We start from the raw sequence: 17,301 nt of genomic DNA, 5'->3' as shown, positions 1-17,301 counted from the left end.
GTGATCACCAGAACCCCTTGATGGAGGAGAGAGCATGAGCATTCTGACCACGGATCACGTCATCCGTATCGAACAGCCGCCTGCCTATAACCGCGCGAATCCGGTTCAAAAGATTACCGCACTCGTCGAATCGGTCCGTCTGGCCGCCGAGCTGGAATATTACCGCCCTGAGACGCTTCAATACCTATTTCCGTATGACCAGCTGTACTTATACGGCCCGAGCAGACCGAATCAGGACGTCTTAGACCCTGCCCGGCAGGAAAATAAAGAAGATTTCCAAAAGCAAAACGTCGAAGACTTCACCACAACCGACACCTATCTGGTGCGCGGGATCGCATCAGCAGGCAACTGGTGCGGTACCTTCCTGCGGTTTTCCTATCGGGGAGGTATGGATTCCAAGCTGTCCAAAGCTTCCAACCACCAGCTGGGCTCCTACATCCAGCTCTATCTCAAAGTCGGCAACCGTGCTGCCACACAGCTGATCACCGTACCGTATAACCAAGAGACCGACCGCTATGAAGTAGAGCTGTGGGGATTTCCCGGCACGGCAAAAGAGCTGGAAGCATGTCTGGATGAGCAGGGGAGAGCTGCCTTGGCGCGCGGTGAGCTGCAAGTGCGTGCTGACCTGTTACTGGGCCATCTGGAAGACTTCCGGCGGGAAACCCTCGATGAGCAAGATGTGAGAACCATCGTGCCTGAGCATTCCCTGCACCCGATCCTGCCGCTTCGGATTGAGCTGGCGGTGGGAGATGACACGGGGCGTTACTGGGATTCGTTAGATGGACGCAATTATCATTATGAGTTCAATCAGCTGCTGCGGGGATGGGATCACTATCTCGCGGCAGGGGTCAGCGCCAATCCGCATGGGGGTCTTGGGTTCTTGGAGTACCGCAATCTGTTCTCCAACTACTTCCGCTTCCGGGACAGCAAGGAGCTGGGTCGTCCGCTGGAGTCTTGGAATCAGGACGCTTTCGGGAGCAAAGACCATCCTCATCCCTATGAGCCGTTCTTCGCGGTTGACTATATTGACATGTCGATTATGAAACCGCGCTGTCATATCGGACTGCACCGCCACCGGGATAATCAGGAGATGTTCTTTCTGATGCAGGGGCAGGCACTGATGGTGACAGGCGACTGGGAGCAGCGTCCAGACCGTGAACGTGCTCTCGAAATCCGTACCCTGCGCCCTGGACACATGGTTCTTTTGAAAAGCGGGCAGCTGCATGCCTTGATCAACACCACGGATGAGGATTTGCCGCTGTTGATGTTTGGCGGGTATGATTGATTCTGCTGCGAGCATGAGATGGATCGTGTAGAGTGTAGCGTGCGGAGGAAAACGTGTAGAACGCAAAAAGGAAACGGGGGAGCAGGCCCGTTTCCTTTTTTTATGTGTAGGAAGCTGATTCTATGTGTGGTGTTCTTGTGGCTATCTGTTCGTTTTACAGAGTATCTTACAAAGTAGTAGAAGAGGTAGTGGTGGTGGATTCTTGTGGCTGTTGGGTGCTGTTTGTACCTTTGCCGTCGCGGCCTTTACCGAAACCGCCTTTCCCTTTACCGAAACCGCCTTTCCCTTTACCGCCAGCGAAGCCTTTTTGCTCGATCAGCTCAGCTACTTTGGAGTCGAATTGAGTTTTCATCTCAGCAGCCTGTTCTGCAGTCAGCTTGCCATCGGTTACGGCTTGATCGATGCGCTCATTGTTTTGCTTTTTAATCAGCTCGATTACGGAATCCTTGGATACGCCTTGGGCTTCTGCGATCTCAGCGAGGGATTTGCCAGCTTGGAGCTGGGTTTTCAGACCTTCCTCGTCAAGCTTGAGCAGGGTGTGGAGCTCTTCACTGTGGAAGAAGCCGCGGTGACCTTTGCCGAAGCCGCCTTTGCCAACACCGATGCCTGTTTTCTCGATCATCTCAGCTACTTTGGAGTCGAATTGAGCTTTCAATTCAGCAGCTTGTTCCGCAGTCAGCTTGCCATCGGTTACAGCTTGATCGATGCGCTCATTGTTTTGCTTTTTGATCAGCTCGATCACGGAATCCTTGGATACGCCTTGGGCTTCTGCGATCTCAGCGAGGGATTTGCCAGCTTGGAGCTGGGTTTTCAGACCTTCTTCGTCAAGCTTGAGCAGGGTGAGCAGCTCGGTGTTGTCCTTCCCGAAGCCTTTGATCCCACGGACCTTGATGTGGTCGCCGTCAGCCTTGACAAAAGGAAGCGCGATTTTGCTTGTACCTGTGCCGGAAGTGGTCGTCTCTGTTGCAGCGTGTGCGATTCCGAGACCGCCAGCCACTACGAGTGCGCCGATTGCAGAAAGCATCGTGATATTTTTCATCATGATTGATCATCCTTTCGTTGTTCCGTATAGGTGACTCGTTGTTGCAGGTTTAAGTCTAGACGCCAATTCTTAGATTTTCTTTAAATCAATGTGGAAAACTGGTGGAAAACCTGTGGGACGCGCTCCAGAATCCAATCCAATTAGGAGAACCGCACAGGACTGTGTAAAATAAATGGATAGAGTCCATTATCCGGGAGGTTTATCGCGTGACGTATCAAGTGAACACCTATATGGATCAACAATATCAAATCTATGAGCTGACAGAAGCTGTCACGAATTCGTGGGTGAAGGTTGCCCCAGAGCGCGGCGGGATCATCATCAGCCTTGGGATCGGCGGTCGGGAGCTGTTGTTTCTGAACAAAGAGACGTTTTATGACCCGACGAAAAATATCAGAGGCGGCATTCCGATTTTGTTTCCTGCTTGCGGTCAAATGGAGAATGCCACCTACGAGTGGAACGGCCAAGCCTATCCCATGCCCAATCACGGCTTCGCGCGCAACAAGCCGTGGACGGTAGCGGCTACGGACACAGAAGAGAAGGCTTCGATTACACTGGTGCTTGCAAGCGACGACGATACGCGGAAGTATTACCCGTTTGATTTTGAGCTGAGATTCACGTACATTCTCCAAGACGGGAAGCTGACGATCCAGCAGGAGTATCATAATCGCTCCGGGGCCGACATGCCGATGTATGCTGGATTTCATCCGTATTTTCGTGTCGCGGACAAAGAAATCCGTTATGAGACAGATGCCCAGCGTTGTCTCAATTACCGGGATATGACGATCCGGGCCTTCGAAGGGGTCGTCGATCTGAGCGATCTCAAACAATCGGTAGCGTTGCTTGATGCGGTGACACAGGAGATTGCTTTTGACTTAGAGGATACGAATCAGAGGGTCGTGATCGAGTACGGGGAGGAGTTCCGGTTCATCATGCTGTGGACGGAGGAAGGGCAGGATTTTGTCTGTGTGGAGCCGTGGATGGCACTGGGGAATGAGCTGAATCGCAAGGAGCAGCTGCAGATGGTGCCTGACGGGGGCGTGTTGCGGACGGAAGTAGGGATCTCGTTGCAGTAGAAATCAACTTTGGACGTGTAGGCCATGCTTGAAGGCCATACGATATCAACAAACGAAGCCGGAACTTCTCAGAGTAGGAGAGCCGGCTTTTTCATGATAAAATTCCGATAAGGATTCATTTTCCGCAAAAAGATTTCATACCCATGGGAACGAATCTTGCGAACAGCCAGAAGACATTTTCATGTTTGAGTATTACAATATAGTGGTACTAAAAACTACATCCGCTCATTTTTATACCCATCTATTTTGGTGGTTCTGCTGCATTTCATATTCTACTTGGTTTTTCTGTCAGATAAGGAGGTCGTGTTCCTATTGAAAATGAAACTCCGCACCTATGTAGCTGTGATCTTTGCCGCTGTCATTTTTCTCTTAACTGCCGTTCTGGTCTTGACGATCGGCAAGCAATCCGGTGAAAAAATGAAAGAGGAGATTGGAAACCAGCTCTCCACCACCGCTTATCAGATGGCCGATAAGCTTGACTTTTTCATGTGGGCGCGTGCGGGCGAAATAGACGTAATCAGCCAGCTGAAAGATATCAAAAATCCTGATGATCTGCATTCGGTTCAAGAGCTGTTAGACCAGCTGCAAAAAAGCTTTCCTTCCTTCTCGTGGGTAGGGTTGACCGATCGGGACGGGAAGGTGCTTGCCGCTACCCAGCGCATCCTGGCAGGCAAGGATATATCCAAGCGCCCTGTCTATCAGGAAGGGATCAAAGGACACTTTATCGGGGATGTGCATGAAGCCGTTCTGCTGGCGAAGCTGCTCCCCAATCCGACTGGTGAGCCACTGCAATTTGTCGATATATCCAAGGCAGTCGTAGGAGATGATGGAGAGCTGGTCGGCGTACTGGCTGCCCATCTTAGCTGGGAGTGGTCCCGTCAGGTAGAAAAGGATATCGTCCAGCCGTTGAAGGATGATAGTAGGGATGCAGAGATTTTCGTCGTCAGCAAGCAGAATGACACGGTCATCTTGGGGCCCGAAAAAATGGTCGGCAAGCCCCTGCATCTGGACAGTGTCAATCTGGCCCGAAAAGGACAGAACAATTGGTTACTGGAGACTTGGCCGGATGGAGGGCGGTATTTGACCGGCTATGCGTTGGGCGACGGCTACCAGAACTACTCAGGATTGGGATGGTCGGTTCTGGTTCGGATTCCTGAGGAGACAGCCTATGCACCTGTGAGGGAATTGCAGAACATGCTTCTGCTCATTGGGGTCATCTCATCGGTTGTATTTGCACTGATCGGATGGCTGATCGCAGGATTCATCACCAAACCACTGCAGCACATCTCCCACACCGCCAACCGCCTGCGCGCAGGTGAACGGGTAGAAATCCCTTATTACTCAGGAATTAAAGATATCGAAATCCTCTCATTATCGCTCCGGGAGCTGGTAGACTCACTGGTTCGCACCGTGTCTGATCTGGGCCGGATGGAGAATCTTGCTCATACCGACAACCTGACAGGTCTGATGAACCGGATTGCGCTTGATCCGTTTTTGGAAACTGCGATGAAAAAAGCACAATCCATGGACGAAACCCTCACCTTCCTCTATCTGGATCTGGATGGATTCAAGCTGGTGAATGACACCCATGGTCACCACACCGGCGATCTGTTATTGCAGGAGGTGGCAACCAGGCTCAAACGCTGTATCCGTGCTGACGAGAGTGCATTCCGGCTGGGCGGTGACGAGTTTTTGGTCGTGCTGTTTACGTCTGCGGCTAATCCTGTACAGGAAGCAGCCGTCACCGCTGAAAAAATCATTGCGAGCCTGAATCAACCGTTCGATCTGGCGAATCAACAGCTTCACGTGGGATGCAGTGTCGGGGGAGCAGTATGGCCTACCAATGACCAAGAGCCGATTGCAGTGATCCGATATGCAGACGAAGCGCTGTATGTGTCGAAGCGGACGGGTAAGAACAAAGTGACATTTCATAAGAGTTAAAAAGCCGTACGTATCTATGAAATGAATGAAGCATAAAGAGTAAAGAGCAGGGGGAGATCCCTGCTCTTTTTTGTATCACAGACCTGGTCGGGGGGATTAGGTCTTTTTCCGTTTGGCTAAACTGCATAGGACTGTGAAATATTGCCTAGCCAACTGTGGATATAACTTGTAAGAATAATGATCGTGACAGAAAGGTGATGCCCTCCCATGTATCCTGAGTACGAGTACTATGGTAAAAAGAAGAAGTGTGAGGAAGTCCCGATCTCATTTCCCACACAGCACCAGAATCAGCAGCCCGGCCTTGAAACCTTGATGGTTCCACGACCTATCTCCGAGAATTCCGAAGCACTGGGAAGCGGAAAGCTAAAGGATAAAGTCACCATCATCACAGGTGGAGACAGCGGGATCGGCAGAGCAGTCGCGTATGCGTTTGCCAAAGAAGGCGCAGACGTGGTGATCGCCTATCTCAACGAACACGAGGATGCAGAGGAGACGAGGCAGCGGGTCGAGCAATACGGTAGACGCTGCCTGCTGGTTCCCGGAGACTTGCAGCAGGAAGCGATGTCACAGGAGGTTGTGCGGCAGGCGATCCAGCATTTCGACAAAATCGACATTCTGGTCAACAACCATGCCGTCCAATTCGTCCAGCAGAGCATCCTCGACATCACCGCCGAACAGCTTGATCTGACGTTCCGTACCAATATCTACGCCTTTTTCTTCATGACCAAAGCCGTCCTCCCACACCTGAAGAGCGGCAGTGCGATCATCAATACGACATCGGTCACCGCCTATGCAGGCAATCCACAGCTGCTCGATTACTCCTCGACCAAGGGTGCGATCTTAGCCTTCACCCGTTCGCTCTCCCAATCACTCGTCAAGCAGGGAATTCGCGTCAACGGTGTAGCACCAGGCCCGATCTGGACTCCACTGATTCCAGCCACCTTCCCCGAAGAGCAGGTCAAAACCTTCGGCACCGATACCCCGATGAAGCGTGCCGGCCAGCCTTTTGAAGTGGCGACCAGCTATGTGTTCCTCGCATCAGATGATTCTCGTTACATAACCGGACAGATCCTGCACCCGAATGGGGGAGAGCTGGTAGATTCGTAATGGCAGATTAGCATAGTAATGCCTCTCGAGCGATTAACTCACTCTGAGGGGCTTTTTATTTTTATGGGGTTGGTTATTCTGTGTAGAAGACGTTTTATTCAATGCCAATAATAAAATCATCCCAATGATACAAGATGTACCAATCCATTGAAAAAATCCAAAAGGTTCTTGTAACCAAATGACCGTTGTTAAAACAGCCGCTAGTGGCTCTAAGCTACCAAGGAGGCTTGATTCTTTAGGGGAAAGGCTTTGTAAGCTTTCTATATAAAACCAAAATGCAATCATTGTACCGAATATGATAACGAATAGTAAGTATAAATAGGCTTCTAGCGTCATGGTTGCAGTGTTCATTTGCCAAGGTGGATGGATAAAACTTAATGAAGTACCACCGATTATCATAGCCCAGCCAACAATGACAAGAGAATCGTATTGCTTCAATAGAGGAACAGCATATAAGGAATAAAAGGCTAACGTTAACCCAGATAAAACACCCCAAACGATTGCAAGTGTCGGCACGGATAGTTCAGAGATGGAGCCGTTTGTTAATAAGAAAAAGCAACCGAACAAAGCAAGCAATACCGTCAACAAATCTCTTCGTGTTAACACGGATTGTTTTCGTAAGATTTCGTAGATGATAATCATGACAGGTGCTAAATATTGTAATAGCGTTGCAACAGCAGCATTACCATGTTTAATAGATGCCATATAGGTGTATTGAACAGCAAGCATACCAAGTATCGCGAAGATAATCAGATGAACGGCTGTCCTTCTAGTTTTCCAGACACCAAATATCTGTGAACGGTCTTTCACCAAAAATTGAACGGTTAAAAGTAAAAACCCAGCTATGAGCAAGCGTGTCGTTACAAGCCAATTTACATCAATTGCGTATTGTTGAAAGAGCTTTTGTGCAACAGTGCCACCAATCCCCCAAAATATCGCTCCCGTTATCACGAGAAATAACCCTGTTCGTCTCGTTTGTGTATCCATGATTAATTCTCCACCTTTAATTATAATAATAGTGTAATAGTAAGTGGAAAATTGATTTAATAATACTCATATCTAGCTAAAAAATATAAAGATATTGAGGTGGCGGGAATTTGCAAACAAAAAATTTCATGGTTGACCAAAGCTTGAAAGAGCTAACCGAACATCGTACCGTCGTGTTACCGATTGCATGTTACCAAACAACCATTACCCAAAATATACATGGACATATCCCACTTCATTGGCATGACGAAATTCAATTTGTCCTGATTGTAAAAGGGGAAGCAATCTTTCAGATCAATGAAGAAAAACGAGTGGTTCGAGAGGGGAACGGACTATTTATCAATAGTGGTTGCCTGCACATGGCGGAAGAGAAAAATCAATCAGGTTGTGTCTATATTTGTTTAAATGTTTCTCCACATTTCGTTTTATCCCAAGAACTTTATTCAACCTATGTAAGTCCCTATATTCAAGCGACTAATTTACCGTACTTATACATAGATGCAAATGAGCCTTGGGGGAAAAATATTTTAGATGCCATTCTAAATATTAATCAATGGATTCAACAGAAATCACCGTACTATGAATTCGATATCACCGTGCAGCTAACATTCATTTGGAAAAACTTAATCATGAATGGCTTTCCATTAGAATACGACCAGACGGAAATAGTGAAGAGTCAACGAATGAAGCAAATGTTAAATTGGATCCATCAACATTATGCTGAGAAAATCATGTTAGATGATATTGCAAGAGTTGGTCAATTGAGCCGTTCTGAATGCTGTCGATATTTCAAACGAATGTTGAGGACAACACCGTTGAATTACGTAATGGATTATCGAATTCAAAAAAGCGTACTCCTCCTGCAACAAGCAGAATCTAATGTTACGGAAGTGGCCTATCAAGTAGGATTTAATAGTACAAGCTATTTTATTGATAGATTCCGAAAGTCGATGAATATGACACCATTAGCGTATAAAAAGTATAAAATGGATGATGGTTAATGAACTCCCGGTATGAAAGTAGGGTTTTCTCGATAGCCAAAAAGACCTAATCAGTAATTGATTAGGTCTTTTTGCTCGTGAATCGAAAAGTGAAGCAACCTGTTACTGCTTCTGCTTATCACCATCCGTCGCACATACCCCGTCCACACAAGCCGCATCGTCCGCAGACTCACTGGCCTCGTTGAGAATGGTCAGCGGACTTTGCTCGTCCCACGCTTTTTTCAACGCGTCGAGGAACACCTCGCTCGGCTGTGCACCAGATACCGCATAGCGGCGGTTGATCACGAAGAAGGGAACACCGCGAATCCCAAGATCGACAGCTTCCTGTTCATCGGAGCGCACTTCTTGGGTGAAGTCCTCACCAGACAGCATCTTCGCCACTTCGTCCCTATCAAGCCCTACTTCAGCGGCCAGAGCGGTCAGTGTCTCATGATCACCCAGATGCTTGCCTTCTGTAAAATAAGCATAGAGCAGACGCTCCGTCATCTCCTGCATCCGACCATGACTGGCAGCATAATGCGACAGGCGGTGTGCGTCAAATGTGTTGGACGGCTTCATGTTGTCAAAGTCATAGGTAAGACCGACACCTTCTGCTTGTCTGCCGACATCTGCATTCGCCGATTTGGCTTGCTCCAGACTCATGCCGTACTTGCCAGCCAGCATGCTGTGGATATCTTGAGTCGCCTCACGCTTGGCATTAGGATCAAGCTCAAAGCTGCGATAGATCACTTCGATCTCTTGTTTATGGGCGAACTGTTCCAGAGCCGCTTCAAAGCGACGTTTTCCAATATAGCAAAACGGGCAGATAAAATCAGACCAGATTTCTACTTTCATAGAGAACCTCCATATACACCAGCCATCTGTGGCGGGCGGTTTTCGAACCGTCTTGATCGTACCATAACACTTACAAAATGTCAGTAGCAAAACTTTTGTTATCAGAATTGTGACAAATATTTCATAATGAAAATTTTGGTGTAATATATGTAATATTTTGCTAATCTCTTGTATAATGAAGTCGTATTTTTACTATTAGTTAAAGGAGTGGTAACATTGTTCAAAAAATTGTTCCTAGCCACCCTGCTGTTCGCAAGCACAGCAGTAAGTGGTATCTCGGTGGCATCTGCTTCGGCTAAGCCGCTGAACAAGGAGATTGATGTCACGTCCATCGATCTGAGCAAAACCAAGGCCAAATGGGCAGAGGAGAAAAGCGGGAAACTGACGCTCCCAGATGGACAAGCCGTCGATCCAGCCGAATTTTCCACAAAGAAAGTGAAGAAGCCTAAAGCTTCGGACGCCGACTACATCACGATTGACGCAGACGACAACAACACACCTGCGATGGCAACCTACTTCCAAAAAGACACCGTTGTCACCGATGTGATCACCGAAGAAGGCGGGGAGCAATGGTTCTTCTTCCGAAACGACCAGGCAGGCAAAGTAACCGTCTACATGGACACCGTAGACTCAACGACTGTCGACTATGACTTACATATGTTTAAATACAACGAGACGACAGGCGCATTGGAAGAGCAGGTTTCCTCTGTGTATCTGGCTGGTCAGAATGAGAACCTGAGCAAAATCGCCACACCAGGCTACTACTTCATCGCCGTCAACTCCGCTTCCGGCTTCGATGCAGCCAACCCGTTTGCTTTTATCGTGAAGCATTCTTCCCAATATGACGCTGCTGAACCGGATGATAACGCGTATTATGCCAAAGCGAAAAGCGACAAGTTCAGCGTATCACAGACGATTGACAATGATTTTGACGAAGACTGGATCAAGTACAATGTAACGACAGCGACTAACTTTGCGGTGCAGCTCACCAACAACGGAAGCGGTGCGTATCGTACAGACATCCTCGACACCAACCTGAATGTCCTGGCTACCCTGAATCAAAACACCCGCTATAACATCGGCTTCCCGCAAGGCACATTCTTCATCCGTGTCATCTCTACTACATCTGTAAGCCCGACACAGGTATACACCTTATCCAGCGCTCAGACGACAGTTCCTTCCCAGATCAGTGTCAGCAGAATCAGTTCAGACGGTGGCGTAGAGGGGTATATCAACTATGGATATGGCTCCATGTGGAGAATCTACCGTAATATCACTGTAACCGGCCAAGCGAAAACCGCTTCCGGTACGCCTGCCTACAACGCACCAGTGACCATCCGCATCATCGCCCGCCTCAATAACACCGTCCATCTTGGCACCGCGATCACGGACAGCTACGGCAACTTCAGCATCCCAATCAGCAACATCACACCAGCGCGCGGTGACTACAGCTTCTATGCATCTGCCAGCACACACTACTACGATATTATCCCAATTGACGGTTACTATGGTAACACACGTCTGTCGATGAACGTCAGCAGCCTGTATCACTTCGCTTACTCGATGTATCATCCGTTTTAATCGGTAAGCAAAGCGGATTCCCAGCCCCTCCTGTGCAGTATGGCAGGCAGGGGTTTTTCTATGTACGCACCCTGATCTTACATAGTTAGGAACTCAAACAAGCATACTTCAAGGGAACTACACCAGAATGACACTTTTACCCAAAAAGGTAAATTGACATATCTAGAATTACCGATATAATAAATCACATCAACTACTCCAGCACAAAAGGATGAGCAAATATGACGGATCATACAGCGAAAAAACAAGAAATTCTGGATGCCTACAGGTTCCGGCATGCCACCAAGGTATTTGACCCGACGAAAAAAATCTCCGATGAGGATTTTGAATTCATCTTAGAAACAGGCAGACTCTCCCCAAGCTCTGTCGGCTATGAACCATGGAAGTTCCTCGTGGTGCAGAACCAAGAGCTGAGAGAAAAACTCCGTGAAGTAGCATGGGGCGCACAGGGACAGCTTCGTACCGCCAGCCATTTTGTCATCATTCTCGCCAGACGCAATGCCAGATTTGACTCCGAGTATGTACTGGATTTGCAAAAGAATGTGAAGCAGGTACCAGATGATGTACTCGCAACTCTGATGGATCGCTACAGAGAATTCCAGGAAAATGACCAGCGCTTGTTCGAGCGTGACCGCACTCTGTTCGACTGGGCCGGTAAACAATGCTACATCGCCCTCGGCAATATGATGACGGCGGCGGCTCAGATTGGGATTGATTCTTGCCCGATTGAAGGCTACCATTTTGACCGTGTACACGAGCTGTTGGAAAAAGAGGGACTGCTCGAGAATGGAGCGTTTGACGCAACAGTCATGGTCGCATTCGGCTATCGGGAGAATGATCCGGAACGTCCGAAGACCAGACGCAGCATGGATCAAGTCGTACAGTGGATTAAGTAAGGCAGACAGGTCAAACATAGGGCAACGGCAGAATCCTCATGAAGATTCTGCCGTCTTTAACTTTAAGAAGATCTGGGATAACCTCCAGAAAGAGCATTGCACACCGGCACAAGCGGCCCATACAGCTGTATCGGCGGGTGTGAAGAAGCTGGTCTTGACGCACTTTTTGCCGGGAATTGATGTGGAGCAGGTATATCAGGAAGCAAGTGAAGTGTTCCGCAGTGGTGAAGTGATTGTCGCCCATGATTTGCTGGAGATAACCGTTTGACAGATACCTACCTGCCATACACGATGAATAGCCTGCCCGCACGCAGGAATAGTACCGGGAAAGCTTTGGAAACCTACTCCTAACTGTATCTGACGAGGGAGTGGATCGTTCATGTCCTACCATACACCGCAGCGGGTGGCTGAGATCGCCATCGATGCAGGCACGCGAAAGGCCCATTTACCGTTACCGGCGATGCTGGTCTTGGGATTTTTGGGAGGCGCTTTTATCGCACTGGGGTTTCTGTTGGACATCCGCGTCATCGGGAATGTCCCGAAGGAGTGGGGGAGCTTCGCCAGTTTTCTCGGGGCCGCTGTTTTTCCGGTAGGTCTGATTCTCGTGGTCATCGCGGGGGGCGAACTCCTGACAGGCAACATGATGGCTGTCAGCATGGCCGCTTTGGCGAAAAAAATCACGGTAGGCCGTCTGCTGCACAACTGGTTCTGGATTACGCTGACCAATTTTCTCGGGGCGTTATTCGTCGCGTATTTCTTCGGGCATCTCGTCGGACTAACAGAAACAGGCCCGTTCCTCGCGAAGACGACGGCGATCACCCATGCCAAGCTGGAGGAGAATTTCGTCCAGTCCCTCATCTCTGGTATCGGCTGTAACTGGATGGTCGCCTTGGCGGTGTGGATGTCATATGCGGCCGATTCGATTGGTGGAAAAATAATAGCCATCTGGTTCCCGATCATGGGCTTCGTCGCGATCGGCTTTCAGCACGTCGTGGCCAATATGTTTCTGATTCCGGCGGCGATTTTTGCAGGACAGGCTACATGGGGGGACTGGCTGGCGAATTTTATCCCGGTATGGATTGGGAATGCGATTGGCGGGACTGTATTTGTCTCGATGATTTATTGGGTGGCGTATATCAGAGGGGTGGAGAAGAAGGCCTGATGCACGTGTCATCAGGCCGTAACCTTATCCCTGTAACTCCGATACATTCCGTTCTTGAAAAACACACTTCGCTGTCAACATCGCATTCAACACACGCGGAAAGCCTGTATAGGGGCAGCAATGCATGATCGCTTCGATGATTTCTTTCGGAGTAAGCCCCACATTCAGCGCTGCGTTAAGATGAACAGTCAACTGCGGTTCGCAACCGCCTTGGGTCGTGAGCGAGGCGATGGTTACCAACTGTCGTTGTTTTAGATCCAGACCGTCTCTGGAGTAGATGTCTCCAAAGCCAAACTCCACCACATACCTGCCTAGATCAGGGGCGATGTCTTGCAGGGATTCAATCACACGTTCCCCGCCTGTTCCGTCCACTTCCATCAGCTTTTCCCATCCACGTTGGTAGCGTTCTGTTATCATTTTGATTCCTCCTAATCATTCGTAATAAATGAGAGTAGGATCATCCTACACATTAGAGTGCACTCTATAGCAAACCTTTTTTATATCTGCTATGATCAAAATATGGAAAATACACGAACGATTCAACAAATTGCCAGTCGAACAGGACTTACGGTACACACGCTGCGCTACTATGAAAAAATCGGATTGCTGGAAGGTGTTACCCGTGACCAGAACAGGTATCGCCGGTACTCGGAAGCGGATATTCTATGGATTGAGTTCATCGTCTGTCTACGTGGAATGGGGATGCCAATCAGCGAGATCAAGCAGTACTCAGACTTGCGGCGGTTGGGGGCGTCGACGATCCATGCAAGGCGCCACATGTTAGAGGCACACCAAAGCAAAGTGAATGCACAAATCCAGGAGCTTCAGAAAAACATGAACGAAATCGAGAAGAAAATCACTCTCTACAAAGCGATGGAAGAAGAAAACGAAAAAGGGATTGAGCAGACAGGGAGGTAAACCTTCTGTCATGACTCAAGCCCTTTTCATGCTAACTCAATGATCAACAGCTTACTTATACGGGATTACAAGCTTAGACTGCGACCCCTGCGTGCTCGTCGCATCCGTTCTCACCGTGCTGTTGGCATTACCGATGGCGCTCCAGATCTCTACTTTTACCTTACCATTCGACAGGTTGGCGAATGACCCGCTGGAAGATTTCAAGCCAGAGCCTTGGGAATAGTTCTGCCAGCCTGTCACATCATCAGTGGCAAAATAATTGAACGTCTCTGCACGGTCATAGACGTTATCCCCGTTGAAATCATACGAAACTTTCGCTTGCAGGCCGTTGGCAATCGCGCTGCCAGAGTCGATGAAGAGATTGAACTGAGTGGATTTGGTGCTGTCGTATGTGCCGTTGAGACCACTGATCACGTAGACATTGGCATTGCGGACGGTTCCGTCATAGTTGCCGCCACCCGCAGAGGCGATGGTATCGGTATTGGCAGAGCTACCTGCTGTGGCAGACAGTGTTCCTTGGACAGTGGAAGAGGCACCGTCACGCAGATAGAGAGTATTGGCTGTGGTCGGAGGAGGAGTCGTGCCACCACCACCGCCGCCACCGGTCAGATAAGAGCCGGTGAATGGGTTAAAACGGTGCGCCGCGATGATCAGCCAGCCTGTGCTTGATACGCAGTTTTCCATCGCCATGCGCCAATAGCTGTTGTTGGAGCCTTTGAGCGAGTAAGGCACACCGCCGTAGAGAGAGCCGCTGGTACCTTGCTTTTTCATGATCTCGGTGATGATCGAATCCGCTTTCGCTGTGTTGCCGTTCATATAGTGGGCAAGCGACATGAATGCGGAGCCTTCGAACCAGACATCTGCGCATTTTTGCCCGATCGGATTGCCGTTCTGGTCGTAGGCGTTCGCGCAGTCGTATTGCCAGTCGAAGTCATAAGCGGTGAGCAGCTGACCAGAGCCGTCATAGGTGAGGGAGTGTACGTATTTGGGGCTGTCGACGGTTCCACTGCCATTGGCGTTATCGACATAGGCGAGTGAATCCTTGTAGCTGCGGGTCCCCGTCAACCCGAGAGCCAGCACGCCCCATGGATTGACGTCGAGCGGGACGGCAGGGTCGATCAGGTTGGTATTGTTTTTCCAGCCGCCGCGCCATCTCTTTTTGCTGTCATCCCAGACGACATTGTCAAGGAAGCTCTTGACCCCGTTGGCGGCATCATTGTAGGTGGTGGTGCGGTCAGGGAAGACATTGGCGTAATATTTGAGAATGTTGTAGACATCTTGGTTGTGTTCGGTGGAGCTCCAGACTTCATCGGTCCAGGCCCCGTTCGCGTCCCATGTGGTTTTCCCGCCGGAGATGGCGCCGTTCGGCTTTTTGAATTGGACCATCCAGTCCATCGCTTTCTTGGCTGGAGCGCGGTATGTAGTACCACCGTATAGTTTCTCATGGGTCATGAAGGCCATCGCCATCCATGCAACAGGACCTACGTGCTTGCGGATTTCTTCACCGTAGCCATTCCACCAATAGGAGTTGATCCACGAGCCGTCCGGGTCTTGGATCGCCACCATCTTATTGAGGACCTGCTCGGCGCGCGCCCGGTCTCCTTTGACCATGAAAGCAATCGCGGCTACGGCCTGATCGTAGGTGTAGACGATCTGCTTACGGTCGGTCGCGTTCCACCAGTCATCGAAGCTGTCGACCAGACCGCTTAGCGCATGACCAGTTGTCAGGTCCTGCTGTGCCTTCAACCATGCATAGGCGCGGTCAGAAGCCAGTGTATTCTCTGCTGCACCAGCATGGGCCACTTGGCTGATCGGAGCTGCTACAGGGGACAGAAGACCAACACACAAGGAAAGAACGGTGACTAGCTTTGCTTTGTTTGTTTTCATCAAAAAAACCCTCCCTGAATTCAAAATCAATGACAGGAAATGAAAGCGAACCAACTTATTTACGAAAACGGTTTCTGAAAACGATTACAAACATATGTTATCACATTATTCAGATTTCTTACAAGTAATAATAGGAATTTATCCCTTTTTATGTGAAAGTAATGAAAAAGAGTGGGGAAGCAAGCATTTTGGCGGAAGTTGGCACGAGTTTATCTGTCTGTCGGAGTCAGTCCAGGCATAGAAAACAGGAGGGGAGATGGTCAGTTTTAGACGTTTACGAAATCGATTTCGAAATGCTTGTAATGGCAAATGCATGCAGGGAATAAAAGGAAAAGACCCCGCGCTCAACGGATTATCCTGTGATCCAAACCTGTTTTTCTGAATAAAGTGTAAATTTCACACAAATTCTCGTTTTCAATCTGCAATTATGTGGTATATAAATAATAATTGATTTATAAGACAGAAGAGGTAAGTGACGACTATGACTAAACTACCGGCTAACACCCTTCCGTTGCAGGATAACTGGAATCGTAAAATTTTGAACCTGAACTGGTTTATGATCATCCTGACCACGATTGTGGCGAGGATTAATATGTTTTATACGGAACAAAATCTGGATTACTTCTGGAACTATCTGATTGTCGGTCCCCTGATTCTGATGACGGGGATTATGCTGTTGACCGAATTGGTGTATCTGCTTGCTCCCAAAAGGTGGCAGCCTTATATTATCCTGACCGCTATCGTCATGCTGGCGACCACGGTTGCTACGGTTCATCACAGGGTTGTGGTGGTAGAATCCCTGTTTGTGTTCCCGATCTTTGCATCGGGTGTCTATTTTGATGAGAAAAAAGTATATTTCAGTATGTTTATCAGTGTGCTGACATACGTTGGGATTCAATGTTTTTTTGAGCCGTACAGGCTGGATTTTGAGATTATCAACTTTATCACCTTCATTGGAATGATGGCAGCGGCAAGCTCGATTACGATTCAGATCATGCGGCGCGGTTCGCGAATTCTGACGCATCTCAATGAACTGATGGTCAACAGTATGATGATGGAGCAGGCGGCCAAGACAGACGGGCTTACCCAATTGAACAACCAGGCCACCTTTCACCTCTATTTGAAACAGCTGATGGAACAGCGGGAGATGGATTGCCAGCCTGTCCAACTGGCGATCATCGACATCGACCATTTCAAAACCGTGAATGACGATTACGGTCATCAGGTGGGAGATATCGTTCTTCGTCATGTCGCCCAGCAGATCAAAGAGACCGTATCGTTGCACGATTTTGTTGCACGGGCAGGCGGGGAAGAGTTCGTGGTCGTGTTCACCCACAAAACGATGAAGCAGACCTATCGATTGGTAGAACAGATTCGCCTCAACATTGCCAAGATGGACATCGAAGAATTGAAGGGAAGACGGATCACCGTCAGTATCGGCCTTGCGGAAGCGTGCGAAGGGATGAACAAGGATAGCCTGTTCGAACAAGCAGATGCCTATCTCTACAATGCCAAGCGCAACGGTCGGAATCAGACCATTACGGTCGAAAAACAGCAAGAGACCCAGTCCGAATAGGAACCGGGTCT

General features: G+C 48.9%; 16 protein-coding genes. 11 read left to right on the top strand and 5 right to left on the bottom strand.

Translation table 11 applies throughout. From position 1 onward, the window contains the following. The first annotated feature begins 34 nt into the window (after positions 1 to 34). Positions 35 to 1,285, top strand: a complete 1,251-nt coding sequence (locus tag FGI41_RS03250) for a cupin domain-containing protein (protein WP_139488525.1) — start codon at positions 35 to 37, stop codon at positions 1,283 to 1,285. Between the two features lie 166 nt (positions 1,286 to 1,451). Here FGI41_RS03250 and FGI41_RS03245 read toward each other — a convergent pair whose 3' ends face one another. Next, positions 1,452 to 2,327, bottom strand: coding sequence for a hypothetical protein (locus FGI41_RS03245; RefSeq protein ID WP_139488524.1), 876 nt, complete (start codon positions 2,325 to 2,327; stop codon positions 1,452 to 1,454). A 206-nt stretch (positions 2,328 to 2,533) separates the two neighbouring features. On the opposite strand from FGI41_RS03245, the gene FGI41_RS03240 reads away from it, so the two are divergent. The 3 genes from FGI41_RS03240 (at position 2,534) to FGI41_RS03230 (ending at position 6,448) form a co-directional block, all read left to right on the top strand. Beyond that, positions 2,534 to 3,400, top strand: a complete 867-nt coding sequence (locus FGI41_RS03240) for an aldose epimerase family protein (RefSeq protein WP_255298302.1) — start codon at positions 2,534 to 2,536, stop codon at positions 3,398 to 3,400. Between the two features lie 318 nt (positions 3,401 to 3,718). Then, entirely contained in the window at positions 3,719 to 5,341 is a 1,623-nt protein-coding gene (locus FGI41_RS03235) for a diguanylate cyclase domain-containing protein (protein ID WP_255298341.1), read from the top strand. A 207-nt stretch (positions 5,342 to 5,548) separates the two neighbouring features. Next, the gene (locus FGI41_RS03230) at positions 5,549 to 6,448 is read left to right on the top strand and encodes an SDR family oxidoreductase (protein ID WP_139488522.1); all 900 of its coding nucleotides are present in this window, start codon (positions 5,549 to 5,551) and stop codon (positions 6,446 to 6,448) included. Between the two features lie 33 nt (positions 6,449 to 6,481). Here the strand turns inward: FGI41_RS03230 and FGI41_RS03225 are convergent, their stop codons facing one another. Further along, complete coding sequence (locus tag FGI41_RS03225) at positions 6,482 to 7,435, bottom strand: EamA family transporter (protein WP_139488521.1); 954 nt, start codon at positions 7,433 to 7,435, stop codon at positions 6,482 to 6,484. A gap of 110 nt (positions 7,436 to 7,545) precedes the next feature. Here FGI41_RS03225 and FGI41_RS03220 point away from each other — a divergent pair, with 110 nt between their 5' ends. Beyond that, on the top strand, positions 7,546 to 8,436 hold the full coding sequence (locus tag FGI41_RS03220) for an AraC family transcriptional regulator (RefSeq protein ID WP_139488520.1): 891 nt from the start codon (positions 7,546 to 7,548) through the stop codon (positions 8,434 to 8,436). 102 nt (positions 8,437 to 8,538) lie between these two features. On the opposite strand, the gene FGI41_RS03215 is transcribed toward FGI41_RS03220, so the two are convergent. Beyond that, positions 8,539 to 9,270 (bottom strand): DsbA family oxidoreductase, encoded by a 732-nt coding sequence (locus FGI41_RS03215; RefSeq protein ID WP_139488519.1) that lies wholly within the window; start codon positions 9,268 to 9,270, stop codon positions 8,539 to 8,541. A gap of 216 nt (positions 9,271 to 9,486) precedes the next feature. Here FGI41_RS03215 and FGI41_RS03210 point away from each other — a divergent pair, with 216 nt between their 5' ends. From FGI41_RS03210 to FGI41_RS03195, 4 genes are all read left to right on the top strand, one after another. Continuing rightward, on the top strand, positions 9,487 to 10,851 hold the full coding sequence (locus FGI41_RS03210) for a peptidase (RefSeq protein ID WP_139488518.1): 1,365 nt from the start codon (positions 9,487 to 9,489) through the stop codon (positions 10,849 to 10,851). Positions 10,852 to 11,072: 221 nt separating this feature from the next. After that, positions 11,073 to 11,747, top strand: a complete 675-nt coding sequence (locus FGI41_RS03205; protein ID WP_139488517.1) for an NAD(P)H-dependent oxidoreductase — start codon at positions 11,073 to 11,075, stop codon at positions 11,745 to 11,747. Continuing rightward, positions 11,686 to 12,015: an MBL fold metallo-hydrolase gene (locus FGI41_RS03200; protein ID WP_139488516.1), complete on the top strand. Its 330-nt coding sequence runs from the start codon at positions 11,686 to 11,688 to the stop codon at positions 12,013 to 12,015. The genes FGI41_RS03205 and FGI41_RS03200 overlap by 62 nt, the downstream gene beginning before the upstream one ends. Positions 12,016 to 12,126: 111 nt before the next feature. After that, positions 12,127 to 12,909 carry a formate/nitrite transporter family protein gene (locus FGI41_RS03195; protein WP_139488515.1) on the top strand — a complete coding sequence of 261 codons (783 nt, stop codon included), beginning with the start codon at positions 12,127 to 12,129 and terminating at the stop codon, positions 12,907 to 12,909. Positions 12,910 to 12,933: 24 nt separating this feature from the next. Here FGI41_RS03195 and FGI41_RS03190 read toward each other — a convergent pair whose 3' ends face one another. Further along, positions 12,934 to 13,326, bottom strand: a complete 393-nt coding sequence (locus FGI41_RS03190) for a carboxymuconolactone decarboxylase family protein (RefSeq protein WP_176560102.1) — start codon at positions 13,324 to 13,326, stop codon at positions 12,934 to 12,936. Between the two features lie 102 nt (positions 13,327 to 13,428). On the opposite strand from FGI41_RS03190, the gene FGI41_RS03185 reads away from it, so the two are divergent. Then, positions 13,429 to 13,827, top strand: coding sequence for a MerR family transcriptional regulator (locus FGI41_RS03185; protein ID WP_139488514.1), 399 nt, complete (start codon positions 13,429 to 13,431; stop codon positions 13,825 to 13,827). 51 nt (positions 13,828 to 13,878) lie between these two features. Here FGI41_RS03185 and FGI41_RS03180 read toward each other — a convergent pair whose 3' ends face one another. After that, positions 13,879 to 15,714, bottom strand: a complete 1,836-nt coding sequence (locus tag FGI41_RS03180) for a prenyltransferase/squalene oxidase repeat-containing protein (RefSeq protein WP_139488513.1) — start codon at positions 15,712 to 15,714, stop codon at positions 13,879 to 13,881. A 481-nt stretch (positions 15,715 to 16,195) separates the two neighbouring features. On the opposite strand from FGI41_RS03180, the gene FGI41_RS03175 reads away from it, so the two are divergent. Then, entirely contained in the window at positions 16,196 to 17,290 is a 1,095-nt protein-coding gene (locus FGI41_RS03175; protein WP_139488512.1) for a GGDEF domain-containing protein, read from the top strand. The last annotated feature ends 11 nt before the right edge of the window (positions 17,291 to 17,301 follow it).

This window comes from Brevibacillus dissolubilis, assembly GCF_006170445.1.
Taxonomy (GTDB): Bacteria; Bacillota; Bacilli; order Brevibacillales; family Brevibacillaceae; genus Brevibacillus_B; species Brevibacillus_B dissolubilis.
This window is presented reverse-complemented; position numbering and strand designations above follow the sequence as displayed.

Coding starts and splice junctions, on each gene's coding strand:
- FGI41_RS03250 (WP_139488525.1), top strand. CDS start 35: ATGAGCATTCTGACCACGGATCACGTCATCCGTATCGAACAGCCGCCT.
- FGI41_RS03245 (WP_139488524.1), bottom strand. CDS start 2,327: ATGATGAAAAATATCACGATGCTTTCTGCAATCGGCGCACTCGTAGTG.
- FGI41_RS03235 (WP_255298341.1), top strand. CDS start 3,719: ATGAAACTCCGCACCTATGTAGCTGTGATCTTTGCCGCTGTCATTTTT.
- FGI41_RS03230 (WP_139488522.1), top strand. CDS start 5,549: ATGTATCCTGAGTACGAGTACTATGGTAAAAAGAAGAAGTGTGAGGAA.
- FGI41_RS03225 (WP_139488521.1), bottom strand. CDS start 7,435: ATGGATACACAAACGAGACGAACAGGGTTATTTCTCGTGATAACGGGA.
- FGI41_RS03215 (WP_139488519.1), bottom strand. CDS start 9,270: ATGAAAGTAGAAATCTGGTCTGATTTTATCTGCCCGTTTTGCTATATT.
- FGI41_RS03205 (WP_139488517.1), top strand. CDS start 11,073: ATGACGGATCATACAGCGAAAAAACAAGAAATTCTGGATGCCTACAGG.
- FGI41_RS03200 (WP_139488516.1), top strand. CDS start 11,686: ATGATCCGGAACGTCCGAAGACCAGACGCAGCATGGATCAAGTCGTAC.
- FGI41_RS03195 (WP_139488515.1), top strand. CDS start 12,127: ATGTCCTACCATACACCGCAGCGGGTGGCTGAGATCGCCATCGATGCA.
- FGI41_RS03190 (WP_176560102.1), bottom strand. CDS start 13,326: ATGATAACAGAACGCTACCAACGTGGATGGGAAAAGCTGATGGAAGTG.
- FGI41_RS03185 (WP_139488514.1), top strand. CDS start 13,429: ATGGAAAATACACGAACGATTCAACAAATTGCCAGTCGAACAGGACTT.
- FGI41_RS03180 (WP_139488513.1), bottom strand. CDS start 15,714: ATGAAAACAAACAAAGCAAAGCTAGTCACCGTTCTTTCCTTGTGTGTT.
- FGI41_RS03175 (WP_139488512.1), top strand. CDS start 16,196: ATGACTAAACTACCGGCTAACACCCTTCCGTTGCAGGATAACTGGAAT.